Annotated in this window: 14 protein-coding genes, 1 tRNA gene and 1 pseudogene; 5 read left to right on the forward strand and 11 right to left on the reverse strand. The window is 43.6% G+C overall.

What is annotated here, in order from left to right; genetic code table 11:
• Positions 1–2 precede the first annotated feature (2 nt).
• Positions 3–3230: a carbamoyl-phosphate synthase large subunit gene (gene carB, locus PBV53_RS02255; protein WP_270095551.1), complete on the reverse strand. Its 3228-nt coding sequence runs from the start codon at positions 3228–3230 to the stop codon at positions 3–5.
• Positions 3230–4327: a glutamine-hydrolyzing carbamoyl-phosphate synthase small subunit gene (carA, locus tag PBV53_RS02260; protein ID WP_270095552.1), complete on the reverse strand. Its 1098-nt coding sequence runs from the start codon at positions 4325–4327 to the stop codon at positions 3230–3232. The genes carB and carA overlap by 1 nt, the downstream gene beginning before the upstream one ends.
• A 262-nt stretch (positions 4328–4589) precedes the next feature.
• On the opposite strand from carA, the gene PBV53_RS02265 reads away from it, so the two are divergent.
• Both PBV53_RS02265 and PBV53_RS02270 read left to right on the forward strand, forming a co-directional pair.
• Entirely contained in the window at positions 4590–4829 is a 240-nt protein-coding gene (locus PBV53_RS02265; protein WP_270095553.1) for a nickel-binding protein, read from the forward strand.
• A 410-nt stretch (positions 4830–5239) separates the two neighbouring features.
• The gene (locus PBV53_RS02270; RefSeq protein WP_270095554.1) at positions 5240–5539 is read left to right on the forward strand and encodes a hypothetical protein; all 300 of its coding nucleotides are present in this window, start codon (positions 5240–5242) and stop codon (positions 5537–5539) included.
• Positions 5540–5866: 327 nt separating this feature from the next.
• On the opposite strand, the gene PBV53_RS09640 is transcribed toward PBV53_RS02270, so the two are convergent.
• Positions 5867–6112, reverse strand: coding sequence for a KTSC domain-containing protein (locus PBV53_RS09640; RefSeq protein WP_369123342.1), 246 nt, complete (start codon positions 6110–6112; stop codon positions 5867–5869).
• Positions 6113–6752: 640 nt separating this feature from the next.
• On the opposite strand from PBV53_RS09640, the gene PBV53_RS02275 reads away from it, so the two are divergent.
• Together PBV53_RS02275 and PBV53_RS02280 are read left to right on the forward strand one after the other, a co-directional pair.
• Positions 6753–7958 (forward strand): glycosyltransferase family 2 protein, encoded by a 1206-nt coding sequence (locus PBV53_RS02275; protein WP_270095555.1) that lies wholly within the window; start codon positions 6753–6755, stop codon positions 7956–7958.
• A gap of 143 nt (positions 7959–8101) precedes the next feature.
• Positions 8102–8866, forward strand: a complete 765-nt coding sequence (locus tag PBV53_RS02280; protein WP_270095556.1) for a GTPase — start codon at positions 8102–8104, stop codon at positions 8864–8866.
• Positions 8867–9016: 150 nt separating this feature from the next.
• On the opposite strand, the gene PBV53_RS02285 is transcribed toward PBV53_RS02280, so the two are convergent.
• The 7 genes from PBV53_RS02285 to PBV53_RS02315 all read right to left on the reverse strand — a co-directional run bounded on the left by PBV53_RS02285 (position 9017) and on the right by PBV53_RS02315 (position 18639).
• Positions 9017–9214 carry a YwbE family protein gene (locus PBV53_RS02285; protein WP_270095557.1) on the reverse strand — a complete coding sequence of 66 codons (198 nt, stop codon included), beginning with the start codon at positions 9212–9214 and terminating at the stop codon, positions 9017–9019.
• Between the two features lie 213 nt (positions 9215–9427).
• On the reverse strand, positions 9428–10966 hold the full coding sequence (locus PBV53_RS02290) for a SulP family inorganic anion transporter (RefSeq protein ID WP_270095558.1): 1539 nt from the start codon (positions 10964–10966) through the stop codon (positions 9428–9430).
• 531 nt (positions 10967–11497) lie between these two features.
• On the reverse strand, positions 11498–12505 hold the full coding sequence (locus tag PBV53_RS02295) for a TolB family protein (RefSeq protein ID WP_270095559.1): 1008 nt from the start codon (positions 12503–12505) through the stop codon (positions 11498–11500).
• Between the two features lie 67 nt (positions 12506–12572).
• Entirely contained in the window at positions 12573–14474 is a 1902-nt protein-coding gene (gene gatE / locus PBV53_RS02300; protein WP_270095560.1) for a Glu-tRNA(Gln) amidotransferase subunit GatE, read from the reverse strand.
• Positions 14475–14584: 110 nt separating this feature from the next.
• Positions 14585–15895, reverse strand: coding sequence for a 4Fe-4S binding protein (locus PBV53_RS02305; RefSeq protein WP_270095561.1), 1311 nt, complete (start codon positions 15893–15895; stop codon positions 14585–14587).
• The gene (gene hdrA2 / locus PBV53_RS02310; RefSeq protein WP_270095562.1) at positions 15888–18248 is read right to left on the reverse strand and encodes a CoB-CoM heterodisulfide reductase HdrA2; all 2361 of its coding nucleotides are present in this window, start codon (positions 18246–18248) and stop codon (positions 15888–15890) included. The genes PBV53_RS02305 and hdrA2 overlap by 8 nt, the downstream gene beginning before the upstream one ends.
• A 100-nt stretch (positions 18249–18348) precedes the next feature.
• The gene (locus PBV53_RS02315; RefSeq protein WP_270095563.1) at positions 18349–18639 is read right to left on the reverse strand and encodes a hypothetical protein; all 291 of its coding nucleotides are present in this window, start codon (positions 18637–18639) and stop codon (positions 18349–18351) included.
• A gap of 161 nt (positions 18640–18800) precedes the next feature.
• Between PBV53_RS02315 and PBV53_RS02320 the strand changes: the two genes are divergently transcribed.
• Positions 18801–18877, forward strand: a tRNA-Val gene (locus PBV53_RS02320).
• A gap of 533 nt (positions 18878–19410) precedes the next feature.
• Here the strand turns inward: PBV53_RS02320 and PBV53_RS02325 are convergent.
• A pseudogene (locus PBV53_RS02325) lies at positions 19411–19521 on the reverse strand (OST-HTH/LOTUS domain-containing protein); the annotation flags it as partial.
• Positions 19522–19631 lie beyond the last annotated feature (110 nt).

The following is a 19631-nucleotide window of genomic DNA, read 5'->3' on the forward strand; positions in this document are numbered from 1 at the left end:
GATCAGTTCTTGATCTCTTTGTGATATTCATTGATGGACTTGATGGTTATCTCACCTGTTTTCATGGATGTGATAGCATCAGCGGCTGCTTTTGCTGCCTGTATCGTGGTGATGTATGGCACCTTGAAGTCCACTGCAGCACGGCGGATATTGAATCCGTCCTTTCGTGACTGGCTTCCTGTTGGAGTGTTCACGATAAGTCCGACCTCATCCCTGCGCAACATGTCTATGACGTTAGGACTGCCTTCGTGCAACTTCATGACCGCTTCCATGTTGATACCTTTCTCTGCCAGGTAGTTCGCGGTCCCTTTGGTACCTATGAGCTTAAGGCCAGCATCCTGCATCTTCTTTGCGATATCGACAAATGCTTCCCTGTCTGCTTCTTTTATGGACATGAAAACATATCCGCTAAGTGGCAACAGGTTATCTGCACTGAGCTGTGCCTTGAAGAACGCACGTCCGAAATCATAGTCTATGCCCATTACCTCTCCGGTACTCTTCATCTCCGGACCAAGAACAGGATCTGCTCCAGGCAATTTGTCGAATGGCAAGAGTACTTCCTTGACGGAATAGTGCTCGACATGTAACTCGTCCTGCTGTGCATATCCCATGTCTTCAAGGGAGTGGCCGATGATGACCTGTGCAGCGATCTTGGCAAGTGGAAGTCCCACTGCTTTTGATACGAATGGAATGGTTCGGCTGGAACGAGGGTTCGCTTCAAGCACGTAGACCTTTCCATTCTGTTCTGCCATCTGAATATTGATAAGTCCTATAACGTTGAGTGATAGTGCTATCTTGCGTGTGTAATCACGTACTGTCTGAAGGGTCTCTTCTGACAAATAACGTGGTGGGATGACACAAGCTGAGTCTCCGGAGTGTATGCCGGCTTCTTCGATGTGCTCCATGATCGCACCGATGAGCACGTCCTTGCCATCACAGACCGCATCCACATCTATCTCGACCGCACCTTCAAGGAAGTCGTCGATAAGTACGGGCTGTTCAGGGGATACACGTACTGCTTCTCTCATGTAGCGTTCGAGATCATTTTGCTCATAGACGATCTCCATTGCACGTCCGCCGAGTACGTATGATGGCCTGACGAGTACCGGATATCCAATACGGTTGGCTATCTCGATGGCATCTTCCTGTGAGGTCGCATAGCCGGCTTCAGGTTGTGCAACACCGATTTCGCTCATCATCAGGTTGAACTTTTCCCTGTTCTCTGCCATATCGATGTCCTCAGGGGATGTTCCCATGATGATGGTGTCGAGGTCAGTACGGCGTGCGAGTTCCTTCTGGAGGGGTAGTGCAAGATTGACAGAGGTCTGTCCACCGAATTGCACCAGTACACCATATGGTCTCTCGCGCTCGATTATGTTCATGACATCCTCTAGTGTAAGCGGTTCAAAGAACAGCTTGTCAGAGGTGTCGTAATCGGTTGAAACGGTCTCAGGGTTGTTGTTCACGATGTGTGCTTCGATCCCATCTTCACGGATAGCTGTCACAGCATGGACAGTACAGTAATCGAACTCGATACCCTGTCCGATCCTTATAGGACCTGCACCGAGGATGAGGACCTTCTTCCTGTCGGTTGGTACATCCTCGCACATCGTTTCGTAGCATGAATAATAGTAAGGTGTCTCTGCAGCGAATTCCGCAGCACAGGTATCGACCATCTTGTATGTAGAAATAAGGTCGTTAGCACGGCGCAGATCGTTGATCTCTTCACGGCTCTTTCCTGTCAGTTCTCCGATGCGTTCATCTGTGAATCCCAGGCGTTTCGCTTCTGTTAAGAGAGCGATGTCAGGCTCGCCTGCGAAGAGTTTTGCTGCAAGCTTCTGTTCCATCTTGACGATGTTGTCTATCTTCTCGATGAAGAAGACATCAATGCCGCTGAGCTCGGAAACTTCCTCTATGCTCATTCCGGTATTGAGGGCATGGAAGATAACGAACAGCCTTTCACTTGTAGGGGTCTTCAAAAGGGTGATGACCTCTGCCTGCTCCCATGTCTTGTTGCCGAACTTCATATCGATATCAAGGGACCTGACCGCCTTCTGAAGGGATTCCTCGATGGTACGTCCGATGGACATTACTTCACCGGTACTCTTCATAGCGGTGGTGAGTGTCTTGTCAGCGGTGACGAACTTGTCGAATGGCCATCTTGGGATCTTTGTGACAATGTAGTCGATGGTAGGCTCAAAGGATGCAGGTGTCTTCTTGGTGACATCATTGAGTATCTCGTCAAGTGTCATTCCAATTGCGATCTTCGCTGTGACCCTTGCTATAGGATATCCGGTCGCTTTTGAAGCAAGAGCGGATGATCTTGAGATACGTGGATTCACTTCTACGATCCTGTATTCGCCATCCTTAGCAGCGAACTGGATGTTACATCCACCTTCAATGTCGAGAGCACGTATGATCTTTATAGCTGCTGTACGAAGCATCTGGTGTTCGATATCGTTAAGCGTCTGGGAAGGTGTGACTACAATGGACTCACCGGTGTGAACTCCCATCGGGTCAAGGTTCTCCATGTTACAGATAACGATACAGGTATCGTTGGAGTCACGCATGACCTCGTATTCGAATTCTTTCCATCCAAGAACGCTTTCCTCTATGAGGACCTGATTGATCCTGCTGCGGCGCAGACCTCTTTCGGTTATCTCGAGAAGCTGTTCTCTTGTGTATGCGATACCGCCGCCGGCACCTCCAAGGGTGTATGCAGGGCGTATGATAAGGGGTAATCCGAGTTCATCGATGATCTTTTCAGCTTCTTGAAGTGTGGAAATCGCCACACTTCTGGGCACTTTCTCACCGATAGCTTCCATCTTGTTCTTGAAGAGCTCACGGTCCTCGGTGTTCTTGATAGCATCAAGGGATGTGCCAAGCAGTTCCACATTGAACTTCTCGAACACACCCATCTCAGCAAGCTCACTTGTAAGGTTAAGGCCTGTCTGACCGCCGATACCTGCAATGATGCTGTCAGGTCTTTCCTTCTCGATGATCTTGGCGATTATCTTTGCTTCAAGCGGCTCGATGTAAACAGCATCTGCCATTTCCGGATCTGTCATGATGGTTGCCGGATTGGAGTTTACAAGGACTACCTTGTATCCTTCTTCTCTCAATGACCTGCAAGCCTGAGTTCCGGAGAAATCGAATTCTGCTGCCTGCCCGATCATTATCGGACCGGAGCCTATGAGCAGGATCTTCTTAATATCGTTTCGTTTTGCCATTATACCCTGCCTCCCATAGCTTTCATTACTTTGCCAAAGAAGATCTTCTCTGTATCTCTTGGGCCAGCATGTGCTTCTGGATGATACTGAACACTGAATATATCGAGGTCCTTCTGCTCGATACCTTCCACGGTCCTGTCATTGGTGTTGACCTGTGTGACAGTTACATCGGTGTCATCGAAGGACTCTCCTTCCACAGCGAATCCGTGATTTTGGGACGTGATATGTACAATTCCTGTCTCGAGGTCCTTGACCGGTTGGTTTGCTCCACGGTGCCCGAACTTGAGCTTGTATGTGTCAGCTCCAAGTGCCCTTGCAATTATCTGATGACCAAGGCATATTCCTGCAATAGGAACAGTTCCTGCCATTTCTTTTACTGCGTCTATGGCTGCATTTGCATTCTGTGGGTCACCTGGTCCGTTGGACAGGAATAAAAGATCAGGATCAAATTCCTGAATTACAGAAGCGGGTGTGGTAGCTGGTACCACTGTAACATCAATACCTCTGTTCAAAAGACTTGTAGAAATGTTCTTCTTCATTCCGAGGTCGATAAGTACTACATTTTTCTTGTCACCGGTATTGACCTGACTTTTTATGGTGTAGGGCTCTTTACAGGTAACCCTTGAGATCAGGTCGAGACTGGATATATCCGGCTGCGCTCTTGCCAGCCTTACAGCCTCTTCACCATCGTCACTGCCATTGATAAGTGCAGCACGCATGGTACCATGCTCTCTAGTACCGATGGTAAGCATACGGGTATCGACACCGGATATTCCGGGCTTTCCCTCATCTTCCATCAGCTTGTAGATATTACGCATGGATTGGTGGTGACTTGGAGACGGACATGCTTCCCTTACAACAAGGCCCTCGGCCTTTACACCGTCGGACTGGAAGGTCTCATCATTGACCCCATAATTTCCGATAAGAGGGTATGTGAACATCAAGATCTGACCGCTATATGAAGGGTCTGTCAGTGATTCCTCATAACCAGTGTACTGAGTAGTGAAAACAAGCTCTCCGCAAACGATACCTTCAGCACCGAAACCGGTACCTTTTAAAAACGTTCCATCTTCTAATCCTATTACCGCATTCATCATCTGAACCTGCGATTAGATATCATGAATGGTTTATAAGGGTTATGATGAATTTGTCTATTTATAGGTGGGTCGTAGGAAATATTGGTGTGGGTGCGGGACAGGTGAAATATATATGTGTCTCGATGATCTTCGAGTCGTATCTTTGATCAAGTTAATATATTTTTAAAAAATAGAATGTGAGAGCGAAACTGCTATATTTCAAGAGTTCAAATTAATTTTGGGGGTAGAGTATACCCACTTCACGAACGGGGGGTGAAATGGAATGACAAGATATATCGATCAACATAAAATGGGCTCTATGACACCAGAGATGCTTCGCAAAATGCAGAATGAGCCGAGGGATGAATTCGGGGTATTGCACCATGAAATATTTTTTAATAAGGAAGATGATAAGGTTTGGTGCGTTGTTGATGCGCCAGATAAAGAAGCCGTCAAGAAACACCATTCAAATGCGGGAGTTGAGGTAGAGTGGGTTCACGAGATCGAATCAACTTTAGATTGAATCTCATTTGAATTGACTTTAAGAGGAGCGACACCTTTCCATATTCTCGCTCTTCTCATTTATTTTTCTCCTGCTGATCATTAATCTTTTTTCTTTGTATCAGAGGTTGTAATGGTGTATGATATTCCTGCAGATGAAATTAGGGCTCTGTAGAAACCCTATTCTCAAAAGGATTCATATTAATCCTTTTAAAAATTTATCTAAAGGATGATAAAGCAATTTAATTCAAAATAAAGTATTAAATGATTTATTTTGCCTGAAAGTATACATAAAAGTTTCATGAAATAAAGTATGTTTATATTTTCCCCTGATAATATGGAAATTGCAGGTTCAGGCCGGATATACCACCAGAAAAACGAGAAGCCAGAACCTTGAGATATGCAAATAGGAATATATAAAGAGGTAAAATCATGAAAATAAGAACATTTAGTGCGATTGCTGTGGCATTCATGTTGGTCAGTCTTTTAGCAGTATCTGCCATGGCTGTAGGCCAGGAAAGGGGAGCAGGCATGAATTCTTTCATAGACGCAGATGGCGATGGTGTATGTGACAATTTAATAGATGCAGACGGCGACGATGTATGTGATAACTTCATAGACGAAGATGGTGATGGTATCAATGACAACTCCCTTGGACTTGGACATGGATCTAGAGATGGCAACGGAGACAAGAAGCAGGAAAGAAGAGGAGACAGGACGTGTATTGAGTAAGGACACAATGAAATAAGTGAAACAAAAAACCGCATCGAACAATTAAAAGTAGGGGTCAGTCAATAATCTGGACCTCTACATAGTCTATTTTTGATCGAATAAACATAACTAAGTTAATTATGATCCTCGAACTGAACATATTAAGTAATGGATCTGTATAATTCTTTTTCCTAATTTTAAGTTTGACAAAAAGAGAAAATGTTATATTTAAACGACATCCGGTTAAATATAAGCTAAAAATGAAGATAAACGACAGCTATAGAACCACTATTAACTTTAACACTTCTGCATTAGGAATGTAAAAATTAAGTACCTTTCACGATTCAATTATTTTTTGATGCAACTGTTTTTGTACTTATATCTTATCTTGTTTTTCATAAATCTTCCTTTTGAAGAATCATTCATTAGCCGATTATAAAGCTTAAGAGGAACCCCATGGTAGTGATAAATAGAACTGTTGTTGAACTCTACTTCCAATATACAAGTATCTTCATCATATCCTATTGATTTTACCTTTGAGGATTTAACCGATTTTCTTTCCAAAAATATTTCCTCCATTGTAAAAAAAGACATCAATATCTTTTAGATTGTATCCCCTCATTTTATTTCCTATTATTTACACTTAATGCACAATTTGAAATCTCTAATATTTGAGACTTTTAGAAGGAATGTAAAAATTAAAAAAAGGATATCTCAGCAACATCGAGATTGTTTAAGCGATTCAAGATCCGCCTCAAAACGACTAAGAATGTAACTCACCAATTTTGCAGAATAGCCATTATCGGACAACCACTTTTTCAAAGCGCCAAGCGGCAAGTCTTCTCGTTTGTCCACCACACTAATCAAGAAATTGTTCCACCGGTTGAGTCCAGATCGACTAGTTGGTCCAGATGTATCTGAACAGAACAAACTTAACAGGGTTAGACTTTCGCCCGAGAGATATTGTGATAAATCTATCATACTTTTCACCTCCATGCCACCCACATCATAAACATATAAAAGACTTATTATTTATTTTTGAATTTTATCCAATGTTATCCAACTATTCAATTTCCCACTTAAGCTGTTTAATTTTACATTTCATTCAATTTTGCCAGATTTAAGAATAAAATAAAACTAACCAAAAAACAAAATCATTATACTATATCATCTTATAATTTAGCGTAAATATTATTAGTATTCAAACAAATTAAATATCGGGGGATACATAATTTTGAAACTAACAATGGTCATTCCCAGTTACTGGGGAAGGGAATGTAGCGTAGGCTGGCTTGAAGGTGATGCTGTATATGATCATGCCACGCCTTTGAACTCTGAGGGTACGCTTGGGAGGGCTATCGAGAGTCTGGCAATACTTGAAGATACGGAGTTTGAACTGGTGGTGCTGGTGGCTCCAAATAATATGGAGATCGTGGAGCAGGTCGAGCAGAAGGTAAGGGATATCATCAGATCCTCTTCGAATGCTGACGTGAAGGTTCGCATGTTCGGGCCATCACATCTGGAAAAGTTACATGAGGACCTGAAAAAGGATGGCATGGGGGAATACTGTGATCTACTTTCTCTCACGGGATATTCCAACATAAGGAACATGTGTCTTTTTGTTCCACACATAATGGGCTCAGATGTTGCACTTCTTATCGATGACGATGAGGTTTTCGAAGACCCGCAATTCATATCCAAGGCAAAGGAATTCATAGGGAAGTTCCATGAGGGTAAGTTCATCAATGCTGTTGCAGGGTACTATCTCCAGCCCAATGGGGATTATCATGTAGGAGTCCCTGAAAACACCTGGACCCGATACTGGGATAAGAATATCTGCATGAACGAAGCCTTTGATAAGGTCATAGGCAAATCCCCAAGGCTCAAGGAGACTCCTTTCGTCTTTGGAGGGAATATGGTAATTCATCGGGACCTGTTCATGAAAGTTCCTTTCGATCCGATGGTGCCACGGGGTGAGGACATCGATTATCTTATCAATGCAAGAATATTCGGATATTCCTTCCTCCTTGACAACGAACTTGCCATAAAGCACCTGCCTCCTGCCAAATCCCATCCAACGTGGAAAAGGGTGAGGGAAGACATTTACAGGTTTGCCTATGAGCGGGCAAAGCTCATGAGCCAGAAAGAAACCGAGGGAATGAGTACACTGGCTGTGGAAGATCTGAGTTGCTATCCCGGAAGTTTCCTTGGTAACGATCTTGAAGAAAAGATCGGTAAATCCTGCAGGTTGCTGTCTGAAGAATATCTGAGTAAAGGAGATACTGTGGGAAGCGAAGAAGCTCTCAGGAACATCGAACTCATAATTACTGGTGCAATTCCCGACATTGATCCCTTTGAGCATCTATGTAATTTGCAAAAGAGGTGGAATGAACTTATGGTATACTCGGCTGACAAGAACTTTTCTATCTTTATTTTTTGAGATGAGACCAAGCGAGGTGTAGTGAGTGATGTGTGATCAAGCGTTATGATGTGAGGTCATATCTATCATTTTTTACTCCAAAATAAGTAAAATATAACGAACCTCTCAACACATCCTTATAGGCTCATGTTGTAAAACATGTAATGGCAAGTTACAAGTTGATGGTAAAGGATGTCATAAAGCAGGCTGATATTCTTCTTGAGGTAGTGGATGCTCGTTTTCCGGATGAGACTCGAAACCTTGAGGTCGAGCGTGATGTTAGACGTTCAGGTAAGCCACTGATAATAGTTCTCAGCAAATGTGATCTTGTATCAAAGGAAACTCTTCAAAAAGCTAAATCCCGATTATCGAAGGTCGCACCAACGGTCTTTATTTCCAGTAAGGAACGGTATGGTACGACCATGTTGAGGCACAAGATCCTTGAGATCGCTGACATTCAGGGACGCAATATTTTGATCGGTTCCCTCGGTTACCCAAACACCGGTAAATCTTCGGTCATCAATGGAGTGGCCGGGAAGAACAAAGCTGGTACGTCTTCAATATCCGGACACACAAAGGGAGTACAAATTGTGAAGGCCGGTTCCCGAATAGTTTTCATTGACACACCTGGAGTCATACCCTTTGGCGATAACGATGAGTACAGACAGGGTCTTCTTGGTGTCAAAGATTCTAGTCACCTGAAAGATCCCATCGGAGTGGCCATGAAGATCGTTGCGCACATCTGTGATAATAATAAGTCTGTACTTGAAGAGTTTTACAATATAGAGATAAAAGAAACTAGTCCCGAAAAGGTCTTAGAGCTCATAGGTCTAAAGGGTAATTGCCTCAAACAGAAAGGGGAAGTGGACGAAATGAGGATCGCTATCAAGATCATTAATGACTGGCAAAGAGGGAAGATGCTGATATAATCTTAGAATACGACCCAATTTGTTTTGGTCTATCTATATCAGTTGCGAAGTTCTTCAAAAGATGGTAAGACTTGAAGATAGAGGGATATCATTCATCCCTTAACTTTCCATCTCTTATCATTATTTCTTCCCTGATATCTATCTCTTGCTTTAAGAACGAATCTCTTTTACTCTTCCGACCTGACCATCTTCCAGTTGAACCTTTATTCCGTGAGGGTGAGTTGAAGATTTGGTCAGAATTCTCTTTACAGCGCCTTGAGTTATTTTGCCGGACCTTTGATCGTTCTTCAAGACGATGCCTACATTCGCTCCAACTTTGATATTTGCTCTGGTATTACCTGCACTCATGGTGGGATGAAAGTTCCTAAAGATATAAACATTTACTTTTCTTAAAAGTTCGAACTGCTTGAAATGACTTTGCTGAATAATAATAGTGATAAAATAAGAAAAGAGGTCTTCCGATCAGACCATAATTATCGAACTGACATAATCCTGGTCGAAAGACCAAATTTGAATTTAACTTTAGTATAGTGTGGGTAAACTCAGTCTACCCACCACTTCTTATCCCAGTATATCGGAAGGCACTTTATAATTCGGATCTTCCCAGTGATTGACGTCAATTATGGCAGATGCATTGTCCAACAGTACCCTGCAATCTTCGCTCAAATGTCTCAGATGGACCGTTTTGCCAACCTTGGCGTAGCGTTCAGTGATCTTGTTCAATGCTTCGATGGCAGAATGGTCAACAACCCTTGATTCTTTAAGATCGATGATTATCTCGTCGGGATCGTTCAGCACATCGAACTTACTTTGGAACTCAGCAACTGAACCAAAGAACAGCGGGCCAAAGAATTCGTAATGCTTGATCCCATTGTCATCGACTATTTCTCTCGCACGCACAAGTTTGGCATTTTCCCAGGCAAAGGCCAATGCAGAAATGATGACTCCTGCGATCACTGCTGCTGCAAGATTGTGGTAGATCACGGTTATACCTGCAACGACCAACATAACCAAGAAATCTGTTATGGGCACTTTTCTGAATATCTTTAATGATGCCCATTCAAATGTTCCTATGGCAACCACGAACATCACACCGACCAATGCTGCCATTGGTATCTTTTCGATAAGAGTTGAACCTACTAACACGAAAAGCAACAGACCCACGGCTGCAACTATACCTGATATCCTGTTCCTTGCACCTGAATTTATGTTGATGAGACTCTGTCCGATCATTGCACAGCCGCCCATGCCTCCAAAGAACCCGCAAACGAGATTGGCAACACCCTGTGCAACACTTTCTTTATTTCCCCGGCTTCTGGTCTCGGTCATCTCATCGATAACTGTTAGTGTCAACAGACTTTCGATCAATCCTACCAACGCCATTATGAGTGAATAGGGGAAAATGATCTTTATGGTCTCCAAGTTCAGTGGTACACTTGGTAAATGGAACTCTGGAAATCCGCCTGCAATGGATGCAATATCTCCAACAGTTCTTGTCTGGATCTGGAAATAGATCACAATGGTCGAAACAACTATGATCGCAGCCAGTGAAGCAGGAACTGCCTTTGTGAACCGTGGCAACAAATAGATGATGGCCATGGTCAATCCTACAAAGCCTAACATGACCAGAAGTGCCTGTCCACCTAACCAGTGCTCTATTCCATTGATGTCAGCGACCTTGAACTGGGCAAGCTGTGCCATGAAGATCACGATAGCCAGTCCATTCACGAATCCGAACATTACTGCATGGGGTACAAGCCGAATGAATTTACCCAGTTTTAAGGCTCCAATGGTCATTTGAATGATTCCCATTAGAACTACAGCAGCAAAAAGATACTCAACTCCATGTTGGAGAACCAGAGCCACAACTACAACTGCTATTGCGCCTGTAGCACCCGAGATCATTCCCGGTCTGCCACCGAATATTGCGGTTATTAATCCAATGATGAATGCAGAGTATAGTCCGACCAATGGACTGACATTCGCTATAATTGAGAAAGCTACGGCTTCAGGCACCAGGGCCAATGAAACCGTCAGTCCGGATAGGACCTCGTTTTTGAAATTTACTTTATCGTTATTTAATTTTTCTATAAATGCCATAATTATCCCATTTTTAAAATTACTATGTACCTGTAATTTCCACCAACTTTCAAAATTGAAGAGCCAATTACATAAATTGGATGGAATTTTACGAAAAACGTAGATCCGGATGGTGAAAACTTGTGAATATTCATGTGAAATGAAATACTTTGAATTATCAATGAAAAACAAGCATACATCCAATCATAGTCTTATAAAAGCCTATCAACGTTTTCAATCCAGGAGCCATTACAAAGACAATTGGAAGTACTACGATTGCTACAAAACCTGCTTTAGATCACTTGGAACTGGTCCTTTAAAGTGATCTATGGTATTGTTCTCTAATTCCATTAGATACATCCTTTAGACATATCTTGTTAATGTTAGCAGAGCTTCGTAAAGAAACTGTCAGTATATAAATGTACTTGTGTTTTTGTCCTGTAGTTATCTCCAAACGAATTAAAACACTATTTAGGCATATCTGCTAAAGTTGTGTATCAATACTAATAAACATCAACGAGGGCATTAATCACAGAATGAAATGAGTTGTCCTCAAAACCTTTTCAGGAAATACATAGTGATCATGATAACTATTGTGACAGCCAGAATAAAAGCCAGAATAATTAGTCTTAATGGTGATGATCTTCCAAAGTCTTCCAGTTTTTCAATGATGGGATTTTTTTCCTCTACTATGTCTCCCTCTTCGATATATTCAGGTTCGTGAGGAATGGTTTGCTCGGTCATTAAAAGTTCCATTTTCCATATATTGAACTCACCAGCTTTATTTGACGAATATGCTATACTTTTCCCATCAGGACTCCATGCAGGGTCCATCTCATCCGAACCTGAAAAAGTAAGTTGCTTCGTTCTTTTTCCATCAGCGTTCATCACGTAGATATCCTTTGCACCATTCGTTTCTAAAACAAAAGCTACCATAGTTCCTTCAGGATTGAATACGGGATCGTAGCTATTATAGTAGTTCTCTTTCAGAATGGACGGAACCTTCGATCCTGTGTCGACTTTCCAGATATTTCCTTCAAGTGAATATACTATCTGTTCTCCATCAGGAGTCCAGGCAGGTACACCTTCATCGATATTAGAGTCTGTTATCTGCGTTTGATTGCTTCCATCGATATCCATTACCCAGATATCGTAGTTACCGGAAAGTTTTGAAAGATAAGCGAGCTGTTTTCCGTCAGGACTCACAGCTGGTGCTCTCATATCAGCATTTTTAGTGATCTGTGTGCGTTTCATTCCGTCAATGTCTATGACATGGATACCGATGAATTTAGGGGTGTATGGGTTGACATGCTCCGATGCAAAATAAAGGTGCTTGCCATCGGTACTGTAAATAGGTTCGCCATCCCAGACGATACTGTCATATGTCTCTTTCTTATCCGTACCATCGGCATTCATTGTCCAGATGGTCTGCTCAGAAGAATATACTATCCTATCGCCATTAGGGCTCCATGCAGGAGCTACCTGATTGGTACCTTCGGTAAGCTGGTACTGATCAGTTACGGTGATCGCTCCTGCAAGAGGAAGTGACAATAATACCACAAAAAGTATCACTGCAGATATGATAATCAAATTTCTTTGATTGTATATACACTTCACCATAGTGATATTATGTATTAAGGAATTCATTAATCTTTTGTTTCAATAGTTCGCTGAGAACCTTGCCGTCCACTTTACCGCGGAATTCTCCCATGACGAGTCCCATGAGTGGTCCGACTGCTCCTGCACCCTTTTCAGTAATGAAATCTTTTCTTTCTTCCACAAGCTTTTCAATGAATGCTTCGATCTCGGCGGTATCACTGCCTGTCAGTCCAAGCTCTTCCAGTGAATCCCTTACAATTGTATTCGGCTTTTGAGCAACATGGCGGAGAATCTTCTCAATTGCCTCTTTAGCAACTTCTCCTGAAGCTATGACCTCGAACATCTGTTTAAAGTGTTCATCTGTGATCTTCTCGACATCAACACCATCACGTTTAAGCTCGGAAACCGTGCCTGTGATCGTGCGAACGATCAGAGTAGCTGTAATTATCTTGTCACCACTGAATTTGGCGATTAGTTCTTCGAACAGCGGCAGGTCTTGTGAATATACGATCTTTTCCGCAAGCTCTTCGTTAAGTCCATATTCCTTGCTGAAACGTTTTGCTCTCTCAGTAAGCAGTTCTGGTACAGGGATAGACTCGAAATATTCCCTGCTTATCTCCACCTGCGGTACATCCGTTTCAGGATACATCCTTGAAGCACCTGGGAGTGGTCTCATATAAGCGCTGTTTCCGTCAGGTAATCCCTTCCGGGTCTCTTCGGGAATGAATTCAAGTGCCTCAGCGGCACGGATAAGTACGCTCTCCATTGCACCCCTTGCACGCTTTTCTTTATCTGCCACCATTATAACTGCATCATTTTCACCGGCACCAACGAATTCGCGCAGTGCTGTGACCTCGTCCTCAGTAATGCCGTAGTTGGGCAGTTCATCGGTATGGAATATGCCTCCGACACCGGATGTTTTTGCACGGTCGGAGAACTCAGTGCCAAGACGTCTTCCTGGCTGTACTTCCATTCCGACATGTCCGGCAAAACCAGGCAATAGAACAGCAAATACCTTCCCTTTCTTGATGCTTCTCTTGATGACCTTCGACTCTGTGCCTTTGAAGAGTTCGGTCACATCGAAGATCTCATCATGAACACTGGCCTTCCTTTCATTGAGGGACCTGCATATCTCGAGAAGGTTGGCCTGTCTTTCAACTTCTCTTTCCACGATTGTCTCGATGAGGTCGAGTGCCTGCACACCTTTGATCTCTACCCTTGCTCCTTCTGCAATGGAGATGTTAACATCCTGTCTGATGGTTCCAATTCCTCTCTTGACCTTTCCTGTGGAACGAAGTAGCATGCCAATCTTAGCTGCAGTTTCTCTGGCGTGGGAAGGGGAGATTATGTCTGGATTGGTGGCTATCTCTACAAGAGGGATACCAAGTCGGTCAAGTGAATAAATGATGGAATCGCCAGCATCTTCTATCTTCTGTGCAGCTTCTTCTTCTACACAGATCACATCGATGCCCACCGTACCTTCGGAAGTATCCAGATTCCCGCCATTTGCCAGGAATGCTGTCCTCTGGAATCCGGACGTGTTCGACCCATCCACAACTATCTTCCTCATCATGTGGAGTTGTTCCACTGGTACCATGTGCAGGAGTTTTGAGATGGACAGGGCAATATCAAGTACTTCTTTGTTCAGTTTCCTTGGCGGTTCCTCATCATTTTCAATAAGACATGTGGTATCGTAGGCCTTGTAAATGTATTTCCTGTTAACCTTTGTCTGCTCAAGTGCTGCTTTGTCTGTCTCACCCATCTCGCTTGCAGTCGGTCTCAAATAACGGAAGAACTCAAAGTTCGACTCATCCGTGTTGCGGATCGTAGTGGGGCATTTACAGAACATTTTTTCCTTAGAGTCAAGTTGCTGATGAATTTCAAGTCCGCATTTTAAGCCAAGTTCACGGTAGTCGATCTTTCTGCTCATAAAAGTATCACCAATGATCATGTAATAACAATGTAATAATGATGTAATAATCTAGACAACAAAACGTGTAAGGCGTTATAAAAGTATTGTTTCGACAATAAAGTTAAGGATTAGAGTTTCCCTTTATCCTTCATTTTCTTCATAGCCTTGTGAATGTCATCGCCTTCCCCTTTATTAAGTGTCCTTCTGGTCCTGGGGTCACTAAGAGCATCCTTTGCGAGCTTCATTTTTATCGAGACCGCTTCCATCATCTTTTTATCGACCTCGGGGAACTCGATGTCCACATGCTCCTTCATGGGCTCGTTCTCGACCTCAATGGTCCTTGAGAGGTCAGGGTGTTTTCTTTCCTCTGTCAACAGGGAACCGATTGCATCTTTCCATTCATTTGCCCAGGGACTTTCAGGGATCTCTGTATGGTTTACTTTTGTGCGGAAGACCTTCATAACATCTTCAGGGCATGCATTAATGCATGCTCCACAGTAGGTACACAGTTCATCTACAGCCGCGATGTTCTTTCCGTCATCAGGCACGTACCACAGATGGGACGGGCAGATGTTGAAGCAGGCATGACAGCCTTGCGCATCGCATTTTTGGATGTGGCTCTCGACAAGCATAAGCTCACCTTCGAAGGGTTTGAGCATGTCCACTGCATCATAGGGACATACAACATCACACCAGCCACAACGGGTACATTTAGCATCATCCACAGTGACCTTTCCTGATACTTCAGGGGCTTCACATGGCTTCTCCCCTTTGACCTTGATAGCATCCTCGGGACAGATATCCTGGCAGAGCGTACAATAATCACAGTTGTCCTCATCTATTATAAGTTGTTCAAAAGGCATGGGGTCGGTTGCTGTCGGGTCCTTTTCGAGCATCAGGAACGCATCACAGAAACGAGCACATATCCCGCAGAGATTACATTTATCGGTATCTATCTCTATTTCGCCTTCCGCATTTTCTTTCAGAGGTGCGATATCCTCTTTCTTCGGGAATGTATATTCCAGCTCGATGGCATCTTCGGGACAAGTTGCTTCACAAAGCGAGCATGGTACACACTTCTCGTTCATTCTGACGAACTGTTCCAGGCGTGGATATTGGTCCTCTTTAGGAAAGTCCCCCTCGCTTCTCATCTCCAGTGCGTTCACCGGACAGAAGTTTACACACATCGAACAGAATGTACATTTCTCAAGGTCCATCATCACCGGCGGTGCATCAAGGCCTGTTGCTATCTCTTTCATCGGCCCAAGTTCAAGGGCCTTGGTGGGACATATCCTTACGCAGATACCACAACCAACACAGCGTTTGTAATCATAATCGAGTGTCTTTGAGGACCTGTCGGATATCAGTTTGTAGAGTACATGAGTTCCTTCGATGTCCATTTCCTTTGAAACGGTCATGGACTTTTCTTCATCACTCATCCGTATCTCCTCCTGGAAGCTCTGAACCCACCGGTCCGAGTTCTGTCAGCTCATCCACGTAATCCTCTATGGTCTTTGCAAACCTCTCGCCTTCGGCGGCTGATATCCACTCGACACGAAGTCTTCTCTGGTCGAGTCCGATCTCTTCCAGTACTTCCTTGAGATTGTCCATCCTGTGCTTTGCATCATAGTTCCCAATGATGTAATGGCATTCATCAAGACGGCATCCTGCAACGATGACACCGTCAGCACCTCCCTGCAATGCCTCCAGTACGAAGTCGGGATCAACACGACCTGCACACATCACTTTGATTATCCTCACGTTGGTGGGGTATTGTATCCTTGATGTTCCTGCAAGGTCAGCTGATGCGTAACTGCACCAGTTGCAAAGGAAGGCGATGATGAGCGGGAATTCGTCCTTTACTTCAAGGGCTGCCCTTATCTGTGCTTTTATCTGGGCATCGGTGCTGTGTGGCATGTCGATGGCATCTACCGGACACGAGGCACTGCAGGAGCCACAGGTCTGGCATGAGATCTCATCTACAACTGCTTTTCCATCAATGACCCTGATGGTGTTGAAATTACAGGTGTCTTCACAAATACGGCATCCGATACATTTTTCTGTATCCACGTGTGCACTGAAAGGGTCGTTCTCGAGTTCACCTCTTGCAAGCAGGCGTGTGGAACGTGCTGCAGAGGCACTTCCCTGTGCAATGGATACCTGTATCTCTTTTGGTCCTGAGGCACAGCCGGCGATGAACACTCCATTTATGTGTGCATCCACAGGTCGCATCTTCGGGTGTGCGATGGAAAGGAACCTGTCAGTTCGTTTTGTGAGGTTCAATGTTCTGGCTATGGGTTCAGTTGAGTTGCTGGGTTCCATTCCGGTTGCGAGTATCACAAGGTCATAGTTCTCTTCACAGACAGCGCATTCGAGGGTATTCTCATACCTCAGTAACATTTGTCCGTGTGTGTCTATCTGTATCTCTGCTACTTTTCCGCGAATGAAGTCGATCCCCATCATCTGTGAACGGACGTAGTATTCTTCGTACATTTCACCGGCGGCACGTATGTCGATATAGTGAATGGTGACCTCGGAGTCAGGATAGCGCTCTTTGATCATCTGTGCGTTCTTCATGGAGGACATGCAGCAGACGCGTGAACAGTAAGGATTTCCAACGGTCTCGTCCCTTGAGCCTACACATTGTATGAATGCGACTTTTGTAGGGGTCTCCTTTGTCGAGGGCACGACCACTTTTCCACGGGTTGGACCGGAAGCATTGAGCAATCTTTCCAGTTCCATGTTGGTGAGGACATCGGGGAACACTCCATAGCCGTACTCTTCTTTGCGTTTTGCATCGAATCCCTGATAACCGGTTGCGACTATGACCGCTCCCACGGTGAAGGTGAATTTTTCTGCTTTCATGTTAAAGTCAATTGCATCTGCAGGGCAGGCCTGTTTGCAAAGCCCACAACCCACACAGTAATCGCTGTTGATAAATGCTGTTTGGGGTATGGCCTGCGGTATGGGCATGTTGATGGCCTTTGTTTTCCCCAGACCGCTGTCGAAGGGGTTGGAGATGTCCACGGGGCATACCCTTGAACATTCATCGATACAGCCTTTGCAGTTGTCGATAATTACATATCTTGGATTTTGAACGCCCTTTACTGTGAAGTTGCCAACTGATCCTGAGATGTCTTTGATATCGGAGTAGGTGAAAAGGTCGATGTTCGGATGGTTCTGCACATCGGTCATCTTTGGTGCGAGGACGCATATGGAACAGTCATTAGTGGGGAACACTTCATTGAGCAATGCCATTTTGCCGCCAATGGTAGGCTCCTTTTCGACCATATAGACATGAGTGCCGGAATCCGCCAGCGTGAGGGCAGCTTCTATCCCGGCGACACCGCCACCTATGACGAGAACGTCCTTGTTCGCTTTTGTCTTTCTTATCTGCAATGGTTCAAAGAGGCTGAGCTTGGCAACTCCCATTTTGATGAGGTCGAAGGCTTTCTGGGTTGCCATGTCATGATGGTCCATGTGTACCCATGAGCACTGCTCCCTGATGTTTACGATTTCAAGAAGATATGTATTAAGTCCCGCCCGTTCCAACACTTTCTTGAACGTGTTCTCGTGAAGCTTTGGAGTACATGCGGCAACGAGTACCCTGTCGATGTCGTGCTCTTCAATATCGTCCATAAGCGCATCCTGTCCGACATCGGAACACATGAACTGTATGTCCTTGACAAGTTCGACACCCTTCATCTGTTCTACTTTTTCGTGTAGTGCATCCATGTTTATGACACTTGCGATATTTAGTCCGCAGTGACAGATGTAAACTCCTATCCGCATATGAGATACTCCCTCGTTGACTTTTGAATTTAATTAAAATATAGCTAATAAGTTAATCTGTAGTAGTGATCGGTTGTGATTTAAGATATTAAGTTGAGATTTATTTGCAGATCTTCCCAAAGCCCGTTCTGGTGAACAGGTCCTTTATCTTCTGGGCATCGTCAAGTTTGTCATAGGCCTCTCTACCCTCTTCAACATTATGGTGCATCTCGACAAAAACACATTCAAGGGAATTGTCCTTATCCTTTGCGACAACCCTCATCTCATGTCCTCCCTCAGGCATCCAGATAGCGAGCTGCCCCATCTTTGAATTGTAGTTGAGATCTACCTTGAATTCTTCTATCTGCTTGCTCAGAGTGCTTATCTCATCTGTTCCCTTGTCATCTGTCATATTTCATCATAATACTCTACTATTTATTAATCGTTGGGATTAATTTATGCGCATCCCTGCTTGTTCACGAAAAGATTATATACTGCTAATGACATTAAGGAGTTGCACGTCCCCTTTACTGCTTACATGCGAAGGGAGAATGATGTGTTAATTGCACAAATGGGCCCGTGGTCTAGTTGGTTATGACATCGCCTTTACACGGCGAGGATCATGAGTTCGAATCTCATCGGGCCCACCACACTTCTATTCTTTTGGTTTTCGAGTTGAAGAGCTTTGGTTTTGATTTTCGAAAAGTGATTTTTCTAGTGATTCTATGCGAGATTCAAGGTAGTTTAATCTGTATTCAGTGTTAGAATTGGTGTTTTGTTGTATAACTTTTATATTGCTATCAAAGTCTTCGTCTAAAGATATCACAAACAAAGGTTTGCCGTTGTTATCGATTTCAAAGATGTGAGCGGTTTCACCAGCAAGATGTGCACTGCCAGTAGTAGCTGGATCACACCTAAGTGGTACAGGTGATGTTTAGGTATTCTTGAAGTCAATATGGCACTTCCTGTACCCACCTAGTAGATACACATTCTTTTCTTTCCTAGAGAACGATGAAGTCGAAGATTGAGAACGAAATAGTGATATTTTGTTTTGTATAACTCAAGTATTGTGCATACTCGCCTGAATGAGACTCTTTTTGAACATGTTCAAATCTCATTATAGCTGATTTCAGATATCTCATCACTTGTGTTTATTCTTATTTCGATTATCTTTAAAATATCTTTAAAAATTATTCCCCGAGTTATCTGACGAACGTTTATCAATTTCAAATAATTTAATTGCCTCAACTAGGTCACCAAGTTTTTTGTATCCATAAATTCGGGAATCAAAATCTGTAGCTTGTAGTCGAAGCTGGTATTATTTTGTATATTTTATATCAAATCCTTGATTTTTCTATCTCCTATCAACAGGAATTAAAAAAGGTTAAATAAATATATATGGTC

It is taken from the genome of Methanococcoides alaskense, assembly GCF_027594145.1.
GTDB classification, from domain to species: domain Archaea; phylum Halobacteriota; class Methanosarcinia; order Methanosarcinales; family Methanosarcinaceae; genus Methanococcoides; species Methanococcoides alaskense.

Coding starts and splice junctions, on each gene's coding strand:
- gatE (WP_270095560.1), bottom strand. CDS start 14,474: ATGAGCAGAAAGATCGACTACCGTGAACTTGGCTTAAAATGCGGACTT.
- carB (WP_270095551.1), bottom strand. CDS start 3,230: ATGGCAAAACGAAACGATATTAAGAAGATCCTGCTCATAGGCTCCGGT.
- hdrA2 (WP_270095562.1), bottom strand. CDS start 18,248: ATGCGGATAGGAGTTTACATCTGTCACTGCGGACTAAATATCGCAAGT.
- PBV53_RS02265 (WP_270095553.1), top strand. CDS start 4,590: ATGACAAGATATATCGATCAACATAAAATGGGCTCTATGACACCAGAG.
- PBV53_RS02305 (WP_270095561.1), bottom strand. CDS start 15,895: ATGAGTGATGAAGAAAAGTCCATGACCGTTTCAAAGGAAATGGACATC.
- PBV53_RS02290 (WP_270095558.1), bottom strand. CDS start 10,966: ATGGCATTTATAGAAAAATTAAATAACGATAAAGTAAATTTCAAAAAC.
- PBV53_RS02285 (WP_270095557.1), bottom strand. CDS start 9,214: ATGAGTGCAGGTAATACCAGAGCAAATATCAAAGTTGGAGCGAATGTA.
- PBV53_RS02280 (WP_270095556.1), top strand. CDS start 8,102: ATGGCAAGTTACAAGTTGATGGTAAAGGATGTCATAAAGCAGGCTGAT.
- PBV53_RS02315 (WP_270095563.1), bottom strand. CDS start 18,639: ATGACAGATGACAAGGGAACAGATGAGATAAGCACTCTGAGCAAGCAG.
- PBV53_RS02270 (WP_270095554.1), top strand. CDS start 5,240: ATGAAAATAAGAACATTTAGTGCGATTGCTGTGGCATTCATGTTGGTC.
- PBV53_RS09640 (WP_369123342.1), bottom strand. CDS start 6,112: ATGTCTTTTTTTACAATGGAGGAAATATTTTTGGAAAGAAAATCGGTT.
- carA (WP_270095552.1), bottom strand. CDS start 4,327: ATGATGAATGCGGTAATAGGATTAGAAGATGGAACGTTTTTAAAAGGT.